We start from the raw sequence: 19,109 nt of genomic DNA, 5'->3' as shown, positions 1-19,109 counted from the left end.
AGGGGTGGCGGCTGCCTATTCCACCGGGGTGGCCTGCGCGTTCTGGGTGGGTTGACGCGCGAGCGACATCGGCTTCGCCGCTGATCGGATTCAGAGGGCAGGCAGAACCTCGCCCGCGAGATAGTCACGGAGGCGTGGAACGTCCCGCGTGATTGTTCGCCACACACGGTGAGGGTCGAGATCGTCGTACTGACGTGCCGCGAAATTGCGCATGTCGATGATCTGCCGCCACGGTTGGCCGCCGAAGCGCTCGCGAACGGGCGTGGGGATCTTGGCGACGGCCTCGCCGATTCGAATGAGTCCCATCTCAGCAGCCCACTGCGCCTGGATGTCATCGAGGAAGTGCTGCTCCCCCTGCGAGACGATCTGCGCGATCACGTCGCACACCGCGACGACGCGCGCCGCGGCATCCCGAGTCTTCTGACGGTCGGCGGTCACAGCGCGACAGCTTCGCGCAGCACTCGCTCGCGGAACTCGCCACGCAGAGTGTCGGATGCCACGACATCCACCTCGACGTGGAGAAGGTCGGCGAGGGCGAGGCGTAACCCGATCTCGTCCAGAAGCCCGGCCTCGGGGGTGAAATCCACGAGCAGGTCGACGTCGGACGACCCGGTCGCCTCGCCGCGGGCGACGGACCCGAAGACGCGCGGGGCGGTCGCGTGATGCTCGGTGACGAGGCGGTGAATCTCATCGCGGTGACGGAAGAGCCGGTCGTTCAGATTGCCGACCAGGGCGCTCCGAATGCGGTCGAGGACCTCGGCGCTGGGCTGACGACGGCCGTTCTCGTAGGCGGAGATGTTGGGCTGCGGCACACGCGCGGCGCGAGCGAGCTCGGCCTGGCTCATGCCCGCCGCTTCCCGGCCCGCTCGGATGTTCACGGGACCAGTGTACGAGAGGGGTTATCGGGGGCGATATACCCACCCAACGCCTCGGCGCTAGTGCATCAGGGGAGGACGAGCACGTCGCCCGGGTTGATCTGCGTCTCGTCGGGGATGACGGGGTCATCGTCGCGGGTCAGTCCGCCCGCGTCGACGGAGAAGCGCTCGCTGATCCCTGTGAGGGTGTCGCCGTGCACCACGACGTACGACACGACCTTTCCGCCTGAAACGACGGCGAAGCCGTTCGCGCCGGGACGGGATCCGGGGTCGGCCCCGGGAGCGGCCGCCGGGAAAACCGAGAACTTGCCCGGGTTGGCGGGGTCATAGTCGTGCGTGGCCGGATCGTAATACTCGACGTTGGCGGGGAGCACGTCTCCGGGCTCACCGATCAACGCGCGGTAGTCGTTGGGGCAGCCTTCGGTGCCCTGGCACCGGAAACCCTCGGGGTAGATGATCCACGGGCCCGAGTTCTTCGCCCAGTCGGGGAGTTCGGGCGCGGCGGCCGGTTCGGCCGGAGCGACGGCTGCCGCAGCGCCGACCGCCTCGGCGGGGGCCTCGGGCTCCGTCGCGCCGAAGCCCGAGAAGGCGGGCACCACCAGAGCGACGAGGCCCACGATGACGACGGCCGACGCGGCGAAGGCGATTTTTGCGGCGCGTTCCATTCGTCCACCCTCGCACGGCGAGTCGGTGAGGCGCGATGCGGCATGCCTCCAAATCCGCGCGGGAGGAGGGTGGATCCCATCCCCTGGCATCCACCCCCTACGCCCGCCGCCCCCCACAGTCACCGGCCGCGCTTACGCAACGAGAGTGACGGCTGCCGGTTCGTGTGGAGCGACCTTCGCGGCGTGTCGACCAGCTCACATGGGTGAAGTTGCGGGTGAAACGAAGCCACGCTCGCGTCGACCCCTCGAGCACCCATCGGCGGTGAGTCGAGCACGTTCGCCGCCTGGCCGCCCGATTACTGCTGCAGGGCCACGCACGTTGACCCGTCCCGCCCGCATCACGCTTCTCACCCGGCGCCGGATCCAGCTTTGTCCCCCAATTAGCCGACGCAACGTCGGAGGTAGAACCCAACCAATCCAACGCCGTTGGAAGGACGCTCAAGCTCGAAGGAGAGAAATGCGAAAGAACATAATGCGATCCCGGGTCGGGGTTGTAGTCATCGCCGCGGTCGTAACAGTTTCGACTCTCATCGCCCCGCCGTCATATGCGGAAGAACAGGGCGCGGCGGACGCCGTCGCCAACCTCGTTCAAACTGCTGCTGCGGCGGCAACTGCGTCGCAGGATCCGAACCCCGCGATACTCACCACGGACGCAGCGGTCGACGTTCCGCGAGACCCGTACGCGAACGTGATCGTCGGGCAGCAAGGGGACCCCGTCCTCGAGATTCCTCTTCCCGATGCTGTGGATCTGGATGCGGGGGTGGAATCGTCCGACGGCGTTATGGTCTTCGCCGGCAGGGGGGATAGCCCGGACGTAACGGTGGAAGTGCTTCCGTCGGGCGCTCGCATCACGACGGTCATCAACAGCCACACGGCCGATCGGTCGTTCGAATATGCGCTGCCAGACGGGGTGACGGCGGAATTGCGCAGCGATGGCCGTATCGAACTGACCGAGCAGGTCGAGGTCGACAACGGCAAGGCGGAGATCTTCAAGATCGTCGGATATGTGGAACCCGCGTGGGCGATCGATGCAGCGGGGCGAGACGTCCCCACCTCCTACGAGATCGAGGACGGTGTGCTCACGCAACACGTGCAGACCGATTCCGCGACGACCTATCCGGTCGTTGCTGATCCGCAGTGGTCCGTGACGAGCTGGAACCAGGTGCGCGTCCGCTGGAACCGTGCCGAGACCGCGACAATCGCTGCGGGCGGGTGGGGCGCGACGGGAGCAGCCGGGGCGTGCGGCCTCGCGGGCTCCGCGCTTGCGGGTCCTCCCGGAGCAGCCATCGGCAGCGCAGCGTGTCTGGCTGCTGGCGGCGCTGCGGTGTACACCGCTGGAGTGGCGCAGAACTCCCGGCCCCAACGATGCCGGGAGATGTATGCGACGCTTGTATTCACAATCCAGCCGTCCTTCCTTCCTTGGTTCGGAACGTACTCCGGAGGGTCGTGCCGCTGATGCCCCCGACCTACCGCACCTCCCTCCGAATACGGCTGTCGCTCCTCTTCGCGCCCACCCGCCTGCTGCTCTGCGGCGCATCGTTCGCGTGGTTCGCGGGAGTGAGCGCGCTGTATATGGGCCGCGGGCAGGGGGCTGACGTGTGGGGGCCTTTGTCGGTGATCCCTCTGCTGACCTTCACGGCCTGGACGGTCGCCACCGACATGCGGTACCGACGAGAGGAAGCGGAACAACCTCCAACGGATACAGGAGATCGCAACAGCTGATCTCGACGGAGGGGAGCGGATGCCGACCTCCCGGCATCCGCTCCCCTCCCACCCCCGCTACGGCCGCCGCACCACCGCCGCCAGCGGCTTAAAGCTCGACGACCTCTCCGTCCGCCGTCCGAAGCGTGAGCCGCAACCCCGACTCCTCGCCCTCGATGACCTCGGCGACACCGTCGCCCAACCCGAAGGCGTTCAGGATGCCGATCAGCGGCGTCGGGTCGGGCTCGGTGCGGACGAGAGAGACGAGCTCGATCGTCGGGATGTCGCTCAGGCCGGGCTGCGCCGAGTGTCCCCAGTCGATGAGGAACGGGACGTCGATGCGGTGGTGCTCGCCGCGGGTGAGGCGCCATTCGAGCAGGGTTCCGTCGGGGGTGCGCCGCGACAGGTCGGTGACGTCGCCCGGGTCGTAGCCGTTCGCGCGGGCGGTGGCGACGGTCGCGTCGATGTCGTCGGGGTGCACCGCGTACGCCTGCACGCGCGGCTCGGTGAGCGCGTCGATGCCGAACGTGGTCGGTACCGCGGGCCGGGTGCGATCGGGATCGGGGCCGATCAGCTCGATGTACTGCGGGCCGCGCGAGCCGTCGACGGTGAGGGCGACGAGCGCGTTCGCCGTGCCGGTCGGGTGCGCGCCCCCCGGCGCTGCGACGACGCCGGTGCGCTCGGCGAACCAGTCGATCAGGGACGCGAGGTCGGGGCCGGCGATGACGACGTGATCGAGAAGGCGGGGGATGCTCATGACTGTCCTTGCTGTCGGGTGGGGACTTCGGGCTCGCCGAGCGACAGCATGAGCCGGTTCGCCCAGTTGAAGAAGGCGGCCCCGCCGATCACGTCGACGATGTCGACGTCGTCGAGGCCCGCTGAGCGCAGACGCGCGTCACCGCCCTCGCGTCATGGATCGCTCGGATACGGAGGGCCCGCCTCTGGCGGGTGAGGCTCGCCCCGATGCGCCGCCGCCCTACCGCATCCAGAACCCCAGCGTGCAGAGCAGCCGCGTCTCGTCGTCGGCGTCCGCCGGCGAGTCGATGGCCGGAGGGAACACGCCCCACTGCCGCCACTCGTCGGCGTGCGGGGTGACGTGCTCGTTGAAACCGTCGACCAGGTCGGGGGAGAGGTGGAACGGGATGCCGAAGTGCTTCGCAATCGAGTACGCCTGGAATGCGCGATAGGTCGCGAGGTGCGCGAACCCCTCGGCGGCGGGATAGTCGCCGTACGTGAAGTGGAAGGTCTCAGCGATGTCGCCCTTCTGCACGGCGGCGGTCGCGGTGTCGTTGAGGGCGTCGTAGGCGGCGATCGGGTCGTCGCCGAGCAGATCGGCGTCGGCGAACGGGTCGCCGTCGGCCGCCGCGCGACCGGCGATCACGTCGGGAATCCACGCTTCGTCGTAGGCGTGGCGCCCGAGGATGTCGCGCAGGGTGGGCGCCTCGTGCTGACTCCATTCCGGCGGCACCGGGGTGGAGAAATCTGCGGGATCGAGCTGGTCGACGACCTCGCGCAGAGCGGCATCGGAGTGGAGGAAGAGTTCGGCGGGGCTCATGGCGACGACGGTACTCCCGGCCACCGACACCGGCTAGAGGGGGCGTGGGCGGGGCGCCGGAGGGGCGCGGGCGCACGTGTCGGGCGGAGCGCGGGCGATGCGCCGCGGGGGCGCGCACGTGCCGCGCGGAGGACGAGGGAGGAGCGGAGGATGGATTCCGCGCACGCGTCCTCCCGCGGTCCCGTCTCCTCCGCTGGTCACGGCCCAGTCTTCAGCGCGACCCCACGCCGCGCATCACGACCCCGCCGTACCATGGGCCTCCCGCAACCGGAGGACCGCGATGACCGAGAACCCCCTCGCCCACCGACTCGACTACACGCTCGACGAGCTCGACGACTCCGCGCTCTCGGCATCCCCTCTCGCTCTTCTGCGGCGCTGGCTGGAAGACGCGGCCGACCTGCCGGAGCCGAACGCGATGGTCGTGTCGACGGTGGATGCCGAAGCCCGACCGACTTCGCGCACGGTGCTTCTGCGCGGGATCGATGACGACGGAGCGCTGTGGTTCTTCACCAACCGTGACTCGCGGAAGGGACGGGCCCTGGCCGCGAACCCGTCCGTGTCGGTCCTCTTCCCCTGGTACGCGCTGCAGCGCCAGGTCATCGTCCTCGGCACCGCGACGCCCCTACCGCCCGAGCGCGACGATGCGTACTTCGCCTCGCGTCCGCGCGGCTCGCAGCTGTCGGCCTGGGCGAGCCACCAGTCGGAGCCCGTGGCATCCCGAACCGCCCTCGAGGAGCAGATGGCCGAGGTCAGCGCCCGCTTCGGCGACGACCGGCCCGTGCCGCGCCCGCCGCACTGGGGCGGGTTTCGGGTGGAGCCTCGCGAGATCGAGTTCTGGCAGGGCCGGCCGTCCCGGCTGCACGACCGGATCGTGTTCTCGCGACCGGATGCCGCGGGGGAGTGGGCGGCGGTGCGGCGGCAGCCGTGACGCGCTTCTCGCGGGAAGCGGAGGAGGGCCGGTGCGGCCGTGAGCGATCTCTCCGCGCGGAGCGGAGGGCGCCGCGGCCGTGACCCGTTCCTCCGCGTGGAGCGGAGGAGATTCGGCGGGCGGAGGACCGGCACCGCGGGCGAGGTTCCTCCGCCCGCCGAATCTCCTCCCGTCGCGACCGTGAACGCAAGGGGAGGCGCCGAAAACGCCGCGAAGGACCCCGGGCCGTAGATTCGTGGCATCCGCATTCCCGCGGGAACAACGCGCGATCTCGATTTCCTTTGGGGTAAGGAGACACCATGGCGAAGAAGAACGCGGACAAACCCGACCTCGACCAGAAGGCCTTCGTCGAGGCGACGTCCGAGGCGAAGTCGCGCTACGGCCGGTTCAATCTCGCCATCGTCGGGAGTTCCGGCGTCGGCAAATCGTCGCTCGTGAACGCGGTGTTCGGTCGCGACTGGGCGAAGGTCGGCCGCGGCCTCCCCGTCACGCGGGGTGTGCAGTTCTACAGCGATGACTCGCTCGGCATCTGGGACGTCGAGGGTTTCGAGATCGGTTCGCCCGTTCCCCCCGACCAGCAGTTGCGCAACCACCTGAACGCCATCGCGGCGCACTCCGGCGATCACCAGATATCCGTCGTCTGGTACTGCGTGCAGGCCAACGACGACCGACTCACTCCCGCCGACATCGCCATGATCCGCGAACTCGACACGCGGGGTCTGCCGGTGATCCTCGTGCTCACGAAGGTCGATTGGATCAAGAACCCTCTCACCGGTCATCAGGGTGTCGCCAAGGACGTGCAGGCCTTCGTCGACTGGCTCAACGATCCGGTGGATGCCGCGACCGGCGAACGCCTGCACGTGCCCTACCGGCGCGTCATCCTCACCTCGACGCGAGACCGGCACGGGAAGGGGAAGGGGCACGGCCTCGGTGACCTTGTCACCGAGACGCTCGACCTCGCTCCCGAGCGTGACAAGGATGCCTTTCGCATCGCACAGCGCCTCAACCTCCCGTGGAAGCGCGAGATGGCTCGCCCGATCATCGCGACGGCGGCCGCGGCAGCCGCGGGAGCGGCGACCGTTCCGCTTCCTGTCTCGGATGCTTTCACTCTTGCGCCGATCCAGCTCACGATGATGGGGCGGATCGCCGCCATCTACGACCTCGAGGTCAAGACGATGCTGTCGGCGGGAGCCCTCGCCCAGTTCGGCGTGCAGGTCGCGGGACGGGCCCTGGCAACGAGCTTTCTGAAGCTGATCCCGGGCGCCGGGATCGTGGTGAACGCCGCGGTGGCGGGCGCCCTCACCGCGGCGACCGGGGAGAGCTGGATGAAGATCTGCGAGCTCCTGCACACGGGAAAGATCGACGTGCGCAAGCTCGACAAGGAGTGGGCCAAGTACGCGCCGAGCTTCATGGACGTCGCGCGGAAGCTGGTCGAGCGCCGCGTGGGCAGGAAGTAGCCGCCGCGCCACCACGCGATGGCCGCGCAGCGCCGAGGCCGTGATGAGCGGAGGGCGAGGCGCGTGCGGAGGATGGATGCCGCTGACGCGTCCTCCCGTCGTCCCCCCTCCTCCGCTGGTCACGGTGCTCGTGCCGTGCGTGGGGAGCGGAGGAGATTCGGCGTGCGGAGGATGGATGCCGCTGACGCGTCCTCCCGTCGTCCCCCCTCCTCCGCTGGTCACGGTGCTCGCGCCGTGCGCAGGGAGCGGAGGAGATCCGGCGAGCGGAGGATGGATGCCGCGGCTGAGGTCCTCCCTCCGCGGGATCTCCTCCTCCCCCCCCGCGACCGTCCGCGGTGCCCCGCCGCGCCCGCCGCGGCGCCCACCGCCGCCCCGACGCCTCCCGCGCCGTGGAACGCTAGAGGCACCATGACCGACACCACCCCCGCCGAACGCCTCCGCGCAGCCCTCGCGCAGTCCGACGCGTCGGGCCGGTTGCAGGCCGCGCTCGCCGCGGGGACGCGGCCGCACGACGACTACATCGTCGAGCTCGTGGCCCGGTGCGCGGTCGAGACCGACTTCTTCGTACGCGACATGCTGACCTGGGCGCTCACGCGGCACGACCCCGCTCGGGCCGTCGCGGCGCTGCTGCCCGAAGTGGGGTCGGAGATTCCACAGGCGCGCAGCCAGGCGCTCCACACGCTGTCGAAGATCGGCGATCCCGCCGCGTTCGCGGTGATCACGCCGGCCGTGCTGCGCGACAGGCACCCCGAGGTGGCGCGGGCGGCGTGGCGGACGGCATCCGGTCTCGTTCCCGACGACGCACACGAGTCGCTCGCCGAGGAGCTCGCGACCCAGTTCGGACGCGGTGATCACGACACCCAACGCAGCCTCAGCCGAGCGTTCGCGGCGATCGGATTCCGCGCCGAGGCGGTCGTCGAGCGGGCGGCCGCGTCGCCCTACGACGTCGTGAGCGCGCATGCCCGGGCCACCGCGATCGTGATGGACGACCCCGACACCGAGTTCGCCGAGGCGGTGGTCGAGGCGCGACGGGTCGTGGCGCAGCGGGCGCTGCCGGCCGAAGACTGAGTCGACCGCGCCGCCCGCGTGCCCCGGGTCAAGCCCCACCCTTTTCAGGAACCTCCAGACCGAGGAGGAGTACCTTCTCGGAAGGTCTGCGCGACTCCACGTGCTCAGGTCGACTCCAACGGTGTCGTCGATGATCACGCGGTCGCGCTCGCACACGACGAGGGGAGGCGACCATCACCAGCACGATGACCGCGCCCGTCGCACCCCCGAAGGCAGCCGCTCCCGGTCCCCTCGATCACGTCCGCAACCTGCCGTCGCTCACCGGCCTGCGCTGGGCGACGGCGATGCTGATCTTCGGCCACCACCTCATGGCCGTGAACTACTTCGGCGGCAACGCCGGGGTCGCGTGGGGCGTGCTGTTCGAGGCCGGGAAGACCGGCGTGACGCTGTTCTTCATCCTCTCGGGCTTCGTGCTCGCCTGGGGGTACCGCCCGCAGCAGACCGTCCGTTCGTTCTGGTGGCACCGCGTCGCGCGCATCTACCCGCTGCACGTCGTGGGTGTCGTGCTCGCTCTCATCGCCGCGGCGACCCTCGTGCCCGAGATCCGCACCGACGGCGCGGCGCCCCTCGTCGCCAACGTCTTCCTCGTCAACGGCTGGGTGCCGGATTGGTGGCAGGCCGGCAACCCCGCGAGCTGGTCGCTCGTGTGCGAGGCCTTCTTCTACCTGAGCTTCCCCTTCCTCATCCGCCCCCTCGTGCGGGCGTCGAACCGAATGCTCACGGTCGTGGCCGTGGCATCCCTCGTGCTCGTCGCGCTCGCCCCGCAGATCGCCGCCTTCGCGCCGGGCGTGCTGTCGTCGGCATCCACCCCCCTCCTGCGCCTGCCCGAGTTCGTCATCGGCATGACCCTCGCCGTGATGATGAAGCGGGGGGAATGGATGCCGTTGCGCCTCAGCCTCGCCGTGCCCCTGGCCGTCGCGGGCTACGCGCTGTCGGAGGCGCCGATGGTGCCGGGCACCGACATCCACCCGGGGCTCGCCGCCACCGTCGGGTTCTACGCGCTGCTGGTCGCATCCCTCGCGAACGCCGACGCGCGGGGACGGTCGACGTTCCTCGCCCGGCCGCTCTGGCAGGAGCTCGGACGCGTGTCGTTCGCGTTCTACCTCGTGCACCTGCTCGTCATCGCCTCGGTGTCGTCGGGCTGGCCCGAGGCGCACCCCGAACTCCCCTGGCGGCAGGCGGTGCCGCTCGCGCTCGCCGCCTTCGGCATCGCGCTCGCCATCGCGTGGGCGATGCACAGGCTGATCGAGATCCCCGCGCAGCGGTGGCTGCTGCGGTACGACCCCGACCGTGCTCGGCGTGACTCTTCTCGGCAGGCGGCGGAGGTCGGCGCAGCGCGATAGACGCATCGCTGTGTGCTGCGCCTGCATCGTGTCGCGGACGCCGACGCGCGAGACGGCCCGGCCGGGGCTCCGCATCCTTGAATCGCCGTCGCCCGCGTGGCTAGGCTCGCCGGATGTTCTCCGGACTCGCTGGACCGCACCTGCTCATCATCATCCTCACGTGGGGGCTGACCCTCGCCGTCATCGGCGCAGTCGTCTACCTCGTCGTCCGCCTGGCAGTGCTTCACGCGCTCAAGGCGCACACGCGCTGGGTCGACGGCGGGAAGCAGTAGCCCGCCGATCACCAGAACACCAGATGCGTCGAGAACAGGGGGATCGGCGCCGCTCCGGCCTGTTCCCGGGGCATCCCCTGTTCCCGTCGCCGCCGTGGCGACCCGCGACACGCCCGGCCCACCCCGCGTTCAGCAACGCTCCGATACGATGCCCCGTGCCCGAAACACTGCTGAATCCCGATCGCGAGGCCGGAGCCGTGGCATCCATAGACCCGCACGAGCTCGAGATCGCGCTGCGCGTCATCGACGCGGCGTCCTCGCTCGACCCCGAGGACCCCGCCTACATCGCCCTGCGTCGCCAGACCGGCAAGCTCTACAAGGACGTCAAGCGGCAGTCGCGCAAAGAGAAGCGTCAGCGCATCGCCGATGCGGACCGCGCGGTCGTCGCCGCCACCGCCACCGGAGCCGCCGATCGCATCGACGACGAGACCCGCGGCATCCCGCTGGCCGCCCGCACCTCGATGCCGTTCGCGGGCGAGCTGATCAAGGCGCGCGCCTGCTACATCTGCAAGCAGGACTACACCCTCGTCGACGCGTTCTATCACCAGCTCTGCCCCGACTGCGCGGCGATGAGCCACGAGAAGCGCGACGCCCGCACCGACCTCACCGGTCGTCGGGCACTGCTGACCGGCGGCCGCGCCAAGATCGGCATGTACATCGCGCTGCGGCTGCTGCGCGACGGCGCGCACACCACCATCACCACGCGCTTCCCCCGCGACGCCGTGCGCCGGTTCTCGTCGCTGCCCGACAGTGCCGAGTGGATCCACCGGCTGAAGGTCGTCGGCATCGACTTGCGCGACCCCGCCCAGGTGATCGGACTCGCCGACTCCGTGGCATCCACGGGTCCGCTCGACATCCTCATCAACAACGCCGCGCAGACCGTTCGGCGCTCGCCGGGTGCATACAAACCCCTGGTGGATGCCGAGTTGGCGCCGCTCCCCGACGGTCCGCTGCCCGAGCTGCTCACCTTCGGCCACACCAACGACGCCCACCCCCTCGCGCTCGCGCAGTCGGTGTCGGCGCACCCGATCCTCGCGTCGGCGGCGCGCACGGCCGACGAGCTCACCGCCGAGGCCATGGCCGCGGGCTCCTCGTCGCTCGACCGTCTGGCCGCGGGCACCGCGATCGACGCCGGCGGCCTCGTGCCCGACGAGGACCGCATCAACAGCTGGACGCAGCACGTCGACCAGGTCGAGCCGCTCGAGATGCTCGAGGTGCAGCTGGCCAACATGACCGCGCCGTTCCTGCTGGTCAGCCGCCTGCGCCCCGCGATGGCGGCATCCACGGCCGACCGCAAGTACATCGTCAACGTCTCGGCGATGGAGGGCGTGTTCGGCCGAGGTTACAAAGGCCCCGGCCACCCGCACACGAACATGGCCAAGGCCGCGCTCAACATGCTGACGCGCACGAGCGCCCGCGAGATGTTCGAGAACGACCGCATCCTCATGACGGCCGTCGACACCGGCTGGATCACCGACGAGCGCCCGCACTTCACCAAGGTGCGGCTGGCGGAAGAGGGCTTCCACGCCCCGCTCGACCTCGTCGACGGTGCCGCCCGCGTGTACGACCCGATCGTGCGCGGCGAGGCCGGCGAAGACCTGTTCGGCATCTTCTTGAAGGACTACCGCAAGAGCTCCTGGTGAGGTCGCGTTCCACCGCGGTTGAGTGTCCAGAACACGCCGCGCGGGCGGGGGCTTTGTGGTGTGTCCTGGACACTCAACCGCGGTTGGGCCGCGCGCGGGCGGTCAGGCGGGCAGGAAGTACTCGCGGGCGAGCGGGGCGATCTCGAGTCCGGATGCCGACGCGGCTGTGACCCAGCGGAGTTCGGCGATCTCGGCATCCGGGATCGGCTGCTGGTCGCCGATGTCGACGCGGAACACGTCGGCGACCACCTCGAAGCCGGGCTCGTTCGCGGCGCTCGCGGTGAAACGCCCGAGGGGCTCGAGGTGCTCGGGCGCGACGCGCAGGCCGACCTCCTCGGCGAGTTCGCGAGCAAGGGTCTCGGCGGGCGTCTCGTCGGGCTCGGGCTTGCCGCCGGGTTGCATGAACGCCGTGGTGCCCGCCTTTCGCACGACCAGCAGTCGGCCGTCGGCGTCGGTGATCACCGCGGCCGAGACGTGGATGCGGCGCGGGGGGATGGCATCCGGAGTCACATCGGCACGGTAGCACCCGCGCTCGCCGCGTCGAGGAGGGCGATGGCCGCCGTGCCGGGGCGGTCACGGGTTCAGAACCTCCTCTCGATCGGGCCTCACCGCGTCGGTGGAGACCGCCGCGGGCGGGCGGAACGCCTCGGAATGGATGCCATCGTGCGCAATTCATCGTGCATCGTTGTCGATTCCTTGCGCAGTACGGGCGTTTCACGGCATCCTCGACAAGGAGGTTGATCGCGTGATGACGAAGACGTTGGCGGCGGTAGTGGTGGCATTGGCTCTGGGGGCTCCCCTGGCCGCGCCGAATACGCCCGGAGAATCGACGGGCGACTCGTTGCTCATCTCGGTCGAGATCCCCGCCCGCACCGGCGCCCCGACGCCCCCGCCGACGACGGCGCCCACCGCGACCCCGTCTCCGACGGAGGTCCCCACCCCGTCGGCCCCGACGTCGACCGCGAGTCCTGCCCCGGCCGACCCGGGATCGGATGCGGCGAACCCCCGACCCGGTGCGCTTCCGGCCACGGGCGGCGAGATCGCCGTGGGCGGCGCTGTGGTCGCGCTCCTGGCGCTCGCAGCCGGACTCGCGATCCGCGCCCGTCGTCGCCGACGCGTTTGAGGCGAGGGGCGGCGGACCCACTGATTCGCCGTCGAGGTTCCGCGGAGGCCGCACAGGTGCCGAGGAATACACTGGATCCCATCCATTCCGCTCTTCGGGGACCCTCCGTGACCTCTTCCTCCACACCGCGCGCCTTCGACGTTCGCCACCTGCAGCTGGCGCGCGCCGCCTTCGCGGCGCTCGCGGCCATCATGGTCACGTTCTCGCCGGATCACTCCGCCGTCCTCGGGCTCGGCGTCTTCAGCGGTTTCGCGCTCGCGACGGGACTGGTCTTCGCGCTTTCCGCGTGGCTCGTGTTCCCGCGCGGGGAGCGCATGATCCCGGTGCTCCTGGCATCCGTCTCGATCCTTGCCGGCCTCGTGTCCAGCGTCGGAGCGTGGCGCACGACGGGCGTCTTCTTCGGCGTCGTCATCGCCTGGGCGCTCGTGTCGGGCCTCATCGAACTGCTGGGGGCCCTCCGCGACCGCAAGGCGGGGCGTGCCGCGGGCGTGCGCGACGGGGTGCTCATCGGCATCCTGAGCATTGTGCTGGCGGCTGTGCTGCTGCTCACCCCGGCGCAGTACGCGCTCCACTACGACATCACCGGTGCGGGGTCCTTCACGCTGACCGGCATCACCATCGCCGTGGGACTCTTCGGCGGATACGCGGCGGTCGTCGCCGTGTTCCTCGCGATCGCGGGCTTCTCGCCGCGCCGCCCCGAGCCCGTAGCGGCCGTATCCCCTGAGGAGGCCGCGTCATGACCGACAAGCCCACCACGCGCAAAGACCTGATGAAACCCGTTCAGCTGCTTGGGCTGGCCTTCGTCGCCGCCCTGTTCGCCGGCTTCGTCACGCTGATGTCGATGGGGTTCTTCCAGACGCGTCCCGCCAACGAGATCCAGAACGCCCTGATCGTCGCGCTCGTCGCCGCCGGTGCGACGTTCATCGTCGTGCTCGTGAGCGTCGCCCTCATGCTTCTCGCCGTCGACCCCGCCAAGGTCACCGCCACCGTCGATCGTCCGCTGCTCCTGCCCAAGGACGCTCCGGATGCCACCACCCCCGGCGCCCCCACGGCCGGCCCCGCTGCAGGGGCTGCGGCCACCGCGGCGTCCGAGCCGCCCGCGCGGCCGTCGGCCGAGAAGCCCGACGACGACGCGGCGCCGAAGGCCTGACGCCGGCTGCGCGCGCTGCGCTTGCCCTCGCGCGGTGACGGGCGGAGGGCGCGGCGCGGCGCGGTGCGTGACGCGCGAAGGGCTCGGCGCGGCGCGGTGACGAGCGGAGGGCTCGGTGCGGTGACGGGGGTACGGCGCGGCGCGGCGCGGTGACGAGCGGAGGGCTCCGTGCGGTGACGAGCGGAGGGCTTCGGGTGAGCGGAGGACTCTGCGGGGGGAATTCGTCCTCCCTTCGCCGTATCTCCTCCGCTCCGCACCAGTTCGCGTGGCTGTGTGTCGCGCCCGTGGCTCGCTCTGTTCCGTGATCGACCGCGCGCGGCGTTCAGGCTGCGCGCGTGCGCCCGGCGGTGACGAGCGGAGGGAATCCGGTGAGCGGAGGACTTCGCGAGCGGATCTGATCCTCCCTTGGCCGCATCTCCTCCGCTCCTCACCGGTTCGCGTGGGCTGTGTGTCGCGCCCGTCGCTCGCTCCGTTCCGTGACCAACCGCGCGCGGCGTTCAGGCGCGACGCGGTGACGGGTGAGGGACGCGGCGCGGCGTGGCGGTGATGGGCGGAGGACTTCGGGCGAGCGGAGGACTCTGCGAGCGGAGTTGATCCTCCCTTCGCCGCATCTCCTCCACTCCTCACCCGACCGGCACCGCGCCGGCCGCCCCGCGCACCGTCCGCACCGCTCCGGCACCGCCCGCACCGCTCCGGCCGCGCACCGCACCGCCCCGAGCCGGCCGCCCCGCACCGCTCCGGCCGTCGGCGTGGGGTCAGTCGCGCCGAGGGTCGATCATCGTCATGCCGGCCGGTGACGCGGAGTCCATGGTCGGCAGCAGCCGGGCCGCCTCGCCGAGGCCGACGACCCGCTCGATGAGCTCCTGCGGGCGCAGGGCACCGCTCTCGATGAGCGACAGCATCTCGGGGTAATCCACCGCGGCCATGCCGTGGCTGCCGAGCAGGTCGAGCTCCCACGCGATCACACGGGCCATGGGCATCGCGCTCATGCCGTCGGGCGTGGGCAGCAAGCCGATCTGCACGTGACGACCCCGTCGGCGGAGGCTCAGCACGGCGTCGCGCGCCGTCTGCGCGCTGCCCACCGCGTCGACCGAGACGTGGCTGCCACCGCCGGTGAGCTCGTGGACGGCAGCGGCGATATCCGACCCGGCCACGAGAGTGTGCTCGGCGCCCAGCCGTTGTGCTGCCTCGAGCGCCGCCGGCGTCCGGTCGACGGCGATCACGCGGGCCCCGAGGGCCGCGCCGATCATCACCGCGCTCAGACCCACTCCACCCGCGCCGACCACCGTGATCCACTCGCCGGCCTGCACGCGCGCGCGGCCGGTGAGCGCGCGGTACGCGGTGGCGAAGCGGCATCCCAGGGCCGCCGCCGCCTCGAACGAGACCCCGTCGGGGATGCGGACGACGTTGGTGTCGGCGGCCCGCAGCACCACCCGCTCGGCGAACGAGCCCCACTGCGTGAAGCCGGGCTGCTGCTGGTCGGGGCACACCTGCGCATTGCCGCTCAGGCACCACTCGCACGCCCCGCACCCCATGACGAAGGGGACCGTGACACGATCACCCACCTGCCACCGCTGAACGCCGGCACCGATCTCGACGATCACGCCCGCCAGTTCGTGGCCGGGGACGTGCGGAAGGGCGACGTCGTCGTGCCCGACCCAGGCGTGCCAGTCGCTCCTGCACAGCCCGGTGGCGAACACCTCGACGACCACGCCTCCGTCCGGGGCGCTCGGCGCCTCGACGTCGCGCACCTCGAGGGGTTCGGCCAGGGCATCCATGATCATCGCGCGCATGGCATCCATTGTCCCGCCCCGGTGCCGCGGTCGCCGTCCGGCGTCGGGAGGGAGCGCGCTCGGTACGCAGCACCCGCCCGGGTGCCGCGGTCGCCGTCCGGCCTCGGGGAGGGAGTGCGGTCGCTACGCAGCACCGCTCCGATGCTCCGGTCACCGTCGCCCTCCGGCGTCGGGAGGGAGCACGGTCGGCACCCATCAACCCGCTCCGGTGCCCCGGTCATGGCGGCCGTCCGGCAACGGGGGAGGAGGCGAAGCACGGTTGCCACGCAGCAACCCGCCCCGACCGGGGGGTGGTCGGGGCGGGTCGCGAGGGCGGGAGGACGAGGCGTCGGGTCGCCTCGCCCGCCGGTCAGCTGCAGCTACGCGCCGTGAACGGCACGCTCTGCTCTCCCTGGGCGCCGTCGACCGAGGTCTTCACCGTCACCGCACCGGCGACGATGGAGGCCGCGCGGGTCGACTGTGCGATGGAGGTGGTCGAACCGGGAGCCATCGCGGTGAGGGTCTTGCGGCCCCACTGCGAGGCGACCTCGACGGTCGCGGGAGTCGTCTCTTCGTTGCGCACTGTGATGAGCAGCGTCACCTTTCCGGCGATGCAGCGAGAGGTCACCGTGGTGGTGGCCTTCGGTGCCGCAACACCCTCGGGAACGACGATCTCGGGGATCTTCAGGTACGAACCCGGGGTGGCGAACGTCAACCGCAGGCCGGTCGCGGCCACCTGGGTGAACGCCAGGGTCGTCTCGCGGCCGTTCGTCACCGTCGGGGCGGCGCCGGTCAGGGTGACCGGCTTCCACTCGTTGGAGGTCGTGCGGTACTCGGCGGAGACGCCCGTGACCGAGCCCTCGATGTTGGTGAACTGCACCTTGTCCAGACGGTGTGTGGCGCTCGTCTCGAGGGTGAACGTCGCGGAGTCCTTGAACCCGGCGTCGGTCCACGTCGACCACTGCGTGTTCTGCCGGCCGTCGCAGGCGTTGCCCGCGGGCAGAGTCGCCCACTTCGTCTGGGAGAAGGATGCCGAGACGGTGGCGTCGGTGCCACGGCAGACGTTGGCGGCAAGGGCGTTGCCCCAGATCTCCACCTCGGCGATCGACTGCCACGTGTTGGCATCGCTCGTGAGGCGCAGGCGCAGAGCGCTGGATGCCGGCAGTCCCTTCCCGTCGAGAGTCACAACGGGCGCGGCTGAAGCGGCATCCTGAGCCAGGGTCGTAGCGACCGACGTGTCCTGCCAGGCGCCCGCGGCGTCGCGGTACTGCACCTGGATGCGCGACGGCCAGGTCGCGGTGGCGCCGTCCTTGTAGGTGTACACGGCGAGGGAGTCGAAGGTGCGGTTCGTCCCCCAGTCGAACTGGAGCCAGCTGTTGCGCGGGTAGCCGTTGCCCGTCCAGTCGTCCCAACCCTTGCCGGCGCGGTTGCCGTCGGTGATCGTGCCGACGAGGTCGTTCCGGCTCGAGGCCGTGACCGTCGCCTCGGGGGCGATGTTGGCGATGCCCGGCGTCGTCACGGTGATCGTGCGCTGGAAGGTGCGCCCCACCGTGAAGTTCGCGTCGGCGGCGAGGGTGCCGGTGAGCTTCTGGGGTCCGAGCACGCTGGTGTCGACGGTGCTCCAGGTCACGGCGACGGCGGAGGCGGTGCCGTCGGTGTCGACCGACACCGTGCTGGGCAGCTGCGGCGCCTGACCGCGGAGGACCGTTGTCGGCAGTGCCGTGGTGACCTTCCACGTGCCGTGGCCGAAGCCCTTGTCGTCCCAGTACGAGGCGTCCCACCCGGTGCCGTAGCGCGCGGGGTCCTCGGCCGCGGGGTTGTGCATCTCGAGGCGACCGTTCTCGCCCACCGTCAGCGGCAGCCAGACGTAGGTCGAGTCGGCCTCGCCCTCGTTCCAGCGATCGCCCATGTAGATGAACTTGCCCGGCTCGAGCTCGAACACGTTCGTCGTCTGCGAACCGAAGGTCGTCCGCCGTGCATCGCCGATCGAGAGCAGCCCGTCGCCGCCGTCGGGGATGGAGTTGTACAGAACCTTCTCGTTCACGTCGTTCGCCTCGATGCCGCGGATCCACGTGCCCATCAGGTTCTTCGTCGTGTAATACGTCTGCGGGTTGGGTGCCCATCCGGTGGCGCCGGAGGTGACGACGCTGTACGTGCCGTCGCGCTCGAAGATCGCGGGGGCCTCGAGGTGGCCGCACTCCTTGACGATCTGGAAGTCCTCACCCCGCACCGGCGCCTCGGGAGTGCCGTCGGCGAAGATGTAGGGGTAGCGGCCGTCCTCGGAGTACTGATTCACGTCGAGCGTGTCCGTGCCGGTGGTGTGGGTGACGTTCGTGTACGAGTCGTCGAGCTCGGCGACGTAGAGGCTGTAGTTCTCCTCCGACGAGTACGAGATGTACGCCTTGCCGTCGTCGTCCTTGAACACGGTCATATCGCGCGCCTGGCCGGGCACCGCGTACTGCGTGCACGCCTGGTAGTTCGAGCGGTTGGGCATGCGGAAGGCGCCCGTCATGCGGAACGGTCCGGCGGGGGAGTCCGACACGGCCACGGCGGCCATCGAGCGGGCGTAGGTGCTGCCGCCGGGCTCGATGCGCCCGTCGGCGTGCCACCACATGACCCACTGGCCGGTCTCCTCGTTCTGCAGCACCTTCGGCCGCTCGAAGATCGCCGTGTAGTCGGAGTTTCGCGTCGAGTTCAAGTGGTACGCGAGGGCATCGATCTTGTCGTTGCGAGGCTGGCCGGCATCGTCGAGGGTGTCGTAGAGGTCTTCGAAGTACGGCGTCAGCAGGTCGTCGCGCGTGCTGATGCTGCGCAGGGCGTCGCCGAGGTTGGTCCAGTTCTTGGCATCCGTCGACCGGTACACCGCGACGCCGGGGCTGTTCCAGTAGCCGTTGGTGCGGTCTTCGCCGTACCAGTAGTAGACGGTCTGACCGTTCTCCTCGGTCGTCACGACCTGGCCGCCGTGCGCCTGGATGTGCCGCCCGTCGGTGTCGTACCACTTCGGCTGGAAGTAGTCGGCGGCGCTCATACCGGGGTCGGCGAGGGACTGGAATTTGTCGTAGGTCACGGGTGGATCGATCCGGGGCACCCCGTCGTTCGGGTTCGTCGGTACGCCCGTGGCGGCGACCGCTGCTAGCGGGGATGCCAGGGCGGCGGCCAGAACAGCGGCCGTTGCGGCCGCGAGGAGGCGGCGTGCGGTCAAGGGGCGTCGATGCGTCATCGCGTCTTTTCCGATCCGCGCCGCGACGATGCGGCGCACGGGTGACCCGGGGGTCGGGGATGTTGACGTCAACACCCTACGGGGAGGTGCTGGCCCGCGTCCAGCCTCGTCTTGGCCGGCGCATGCGGCAGCACCTGCCGAGTGTCCAGGACGCGCCGCTTCGTCGTGCCGGGGGCGGCGTGTCTTGGACACTCAACGGGGGGAGGGGTGCGGGGGTGTGGGGCACGCGCCGGAGACCCGTCGAGTGTCCAGGACGCGCCGCTTCGTCGTGTCGGGTGCGGCGTGTTCTGGACGCTCAACAGGGCGAGGGCGAGGGCGAGGGCGAGGGAGCGGTGCG

At 70.5% G+C, this 19,109-nt stretch carries 18 protein-coding genes and 1 pseudogene; 10 read left to right on the top strand and 9 right to left on the bottom strand.

Annotated elements, in window-relative coordinates; all coding sequences use genetic code 11:
* Positions 1 to 90: 90 nt before the first annotated feature.
* The 3 genes from ASF76_RS02630 to ASF76_RS02620 form a co-directional block, all read right to left on the bottom strand.
* Positions 91 to 438: a HepT-like ribonuclease domain-containing protein gene (locus tag ASF76_RS02630; RefSeq protein ID WP_055952471.1), complete on the bottom strand. Its 348-nt coding sequence runs from the start codon at positions 436 to 438 to the stop codon at positions 91 to 93.
* Entirely contained in the window at positions 435 to 878 is a 444-nt protein-coding gene (locus tag ASF76_RS02625; RefSeq protein WP_235561215.1) for a helix-turn-helix domain-containing protein, read from the bottom strand. The genes ASF76_RS02630 and ASF76_RS02625 overlap by 4 nt, the downstream gene beginning before the upstream one ends.
* A 65-nt stretch (positions 879 to 943) precedes the next feature.
* Positions 944 to 1,540: a LysM peptidoglycan-binding domain-containing protein gene (locus ASF76_RS02620; RefSeq protein ID WP_055952468.1), complete on the bottom strand. Its 597-nt coding sequence runs from the start codon at positions 1,538 to 1,540 to the stop codon at positions 944 to 946.
* A 457-nt stretch (positions 1,541 to 1,997) separates the two neighbouring features.
* Between ASF76_RS02620 and ASF76_RS02615 the strand changes: the two genes are divergently transcribed.
* The gene (locus tag ASF76_RS02615) at positions 1,998 to 2,996 is read left to right on the top strand and encodes a hypothetical protein (protein ID WP_156459091.1); all 999 of its coding nucleotides are present in this window, start codon (positions 1,998 to 2,000) and stop codon (positions 2,994 to 2,996) included.
* 354 nt (positions 2,997 to 3,350) lie between these two features.
* On the opposite strand, the gene ASF76_RS02605 is transcribed toward ASF76_RS02615, so the two are convergent.
* The 3 genes and pseudogenes from ASF76_RS02605 to ASF76_RS02600 form a co-directional block, all read right to left on the bottom strand.
* Complete coding sequence (locus ASF76_RS02605; protein ID WP_055952459.1) at positions 3,351 to 3,998, bottom strand: VOC family protein; 648 nt, start codon at positions 3,996 to 3,998, stop codon at positions 3,351 to 3,353.
* Positions 3,995 to 4,108 (bottom strand): annotated as a pseudogene (locus ASF76_RS17390) (alkylhydroperoxidase domain protein); the annotation flags it as partial. The pseudogene ASF76_RS17390 and the gene ASF76_RS02605, both read right to left, overlap by 4 nt.
* A gap of 109 nt (positions 4,109 to 4,217) precedes the next feature.
* On the bottom strand, positions 4,218 to 4,796 hold the full coding sequence (locus ASF76_RS02600) for a hypothetical protein (protein WP_055952456.1): 579 nt from the start codon (positions 4,794 to 4,796) through the stop codon (positions 4,218 to 4,220).
* 280 nt (positions 4,797 to 5,076) lie between these two features.
* Here ASF76_RS02600 and pdxH point away from each other — a divergent pair, with 280 nt between their 5' ends.
* The 6 genes from pdxH (at position 5,077) to ASF76_RS02575 (ending at position 11,507) form a co-directional block, all read left to right on the top strand.
* Complete coding sequence (gene pdxH, locus ASF76_RS02595) at positions 5,077 to 5,724, top strand: pyridoxamine 5'-phosphate oxidase (protein ID WP_055952454.1); 648 nt, start codon at positions 5,077 to 5,079, stop codon at positions 5,722 to 5,724.
* A 299-nt stretch (positions 5,725 to 6,023) separates the two neighbouring features.
* Complete coding sequence (locus tag ASF76_RS02590) at positions 6,024 to 7,181, top strand: GTPase (RefSeq protein ID WP_055952450.1); 1,158 nt, start codon at positions 6,024 to 6,026, stop codon at positions 7,179 to 7,181.
* Between the two features lie 408 nt (positions 7,182 to 7,589).
* A complete protein-coding gene (locus ASF76_RS02585) occupies positions 7,590 to 8,249 on the top strand; it encodes a HEAT repeat domain-containing protein (RefSeq protein WP_055952447.1) in 660 nt (219 codons plus the stop codon).
* A gap of 185 nt (positions 8,250 to 8,434) precedes the next feature.
* Entirely contained in the window at positions 8,435 to 9,592 is a 1,158-nt protein-coding gene (locus ASF76_RS02580) for an acyltransferase family protein (protein WP_055952445.1), read from the top strand.
* Between the two features lie 113 nt (positions 9,593 to 9,705).
* A complete protein-coding gene (locus ASF76_RS16930) occupies positions 9,706 to 9,864 on the top strand; it encodes a hypothetical protein (RefSeq protein ID WP_156459090.1) in 159 nt (52 codons plus the stop codon).
* Between the two features lie 155 nt (positions 9,865 to 10,019).
* On the top strand, positions 10,020 to 11,507 hold the full coding sequence (locus tag ASF76_RS02575) for an SDR family oxidoreductase (protein WP_200936068.1): 1,488 nt from the start codon (positions 10,020 to 10,022) through the stop codon (positions 11,505 to 11,507).
* A gap of 102 nt (positions 11,508 to 11,609) precedes the next feature.
* Here ASF76_RS02575 and ASF76_RS02570 read toward each other — a convergent pair whose 3' ends face one another.
* Complete coding sequence (locus tag ASF76_RS02570) at positions 11,610 to 12,017, bottom strand: NUDIX hydrolase (protein WP_055952442.1); 408 nt, start codon at positions 12,015 to 12,017, stop codon at positions 11,610 to 11,612.
* Positions 12,018 to 12,255: 238 nt separating this feature from the next.
* On the opposite strand from ASF76_RS02570, the gene ASF76_RS02565 reads away from it, so the two are divergent.
* From ASF76_RS02565 to ASF76_RS02555, 3 genes are all read left to right on the top strand, one after another.
* Positions 12,256 to 12,630, top strand: a complete 375-nt coding sequence (locus tag ASF76_RS02565; RefSeq protein ID WP_055952438.1) for an LPXTG cell wall anchor domain-containing protein — start codon at positions 12,256 to 12,258, stop codon at positions 12,628 to 12,630.
* Positions 12,631 to 12,737: 107 nt separating this feature from the next.
* Positions 12,738 to 13,370: an acyl-CoA synthetase gene (locus ASF76_RS02560; RefSeq protein WP_156459089.1), complete on the top strand. Its 633-nt coding sequence runs from the start codon at positions 12,738 to 12,740 to the stop codon at positions 13,368 to 13,370.
* Positions 13,367 to 13,780: a hypothetical protein gene (locus tag ASF76_RS02555; RefSeq protein ID WP_055952436.1), complete on the top strand. Its 414-nt coding sequence runs from the start codon at positions 13,367 to 13,369 to the stop codon at positions 13,778 to 13,780. The genes ASF76_RS02560 and ASF76_RS02555 overlap by 4 nt, the downstream gene beginning before the upstream one ends.
* A gap of 755 nt (positions 13,781 to 14,535) precedes the next feature.
* Here the strand turns inward: ASF76_RS02555 and ASF76_RS02550 are convergent.
* Entirely contained in the window at positions 14,536 to 15,573 is a 1,038-nt protein-coding gene (locus tag ASF76_RS02550; protein WP_055952434.1) for a zinc-dependent alcohol dehydrogenase family protein, read from the bottom strand.
* 349 nt (positions 15,574 to 15,922) lie between these two features.
* Positions 15,923 to 18,772: a discoidin domain-containing protein gene (locus ASF76_RS02545; RefSeq protein ID WP_055953374.1), complete on the bottom strand. Its 2,850-nt coding sequence runs from the start codon at positions 18,770 to 18,772 to the stop codon at positions 15,923 to 15,925.
* Positions 18,773 to 19,109 lie beyond the last annotated feature (337 nt).

The organism is Microbacterium sp. Leaf151 (assembly GCF_001424225.1).
Lineage (GTDB): Bacteria > Actinomycetota > Actinomycetes > Actinomycetales > Microbacteriaceae > Microbacterium.
Note: the sequence above shows the minus strand (reverse complement) of the source record. Positions and strands in the feature narration are given on the sequence as shown.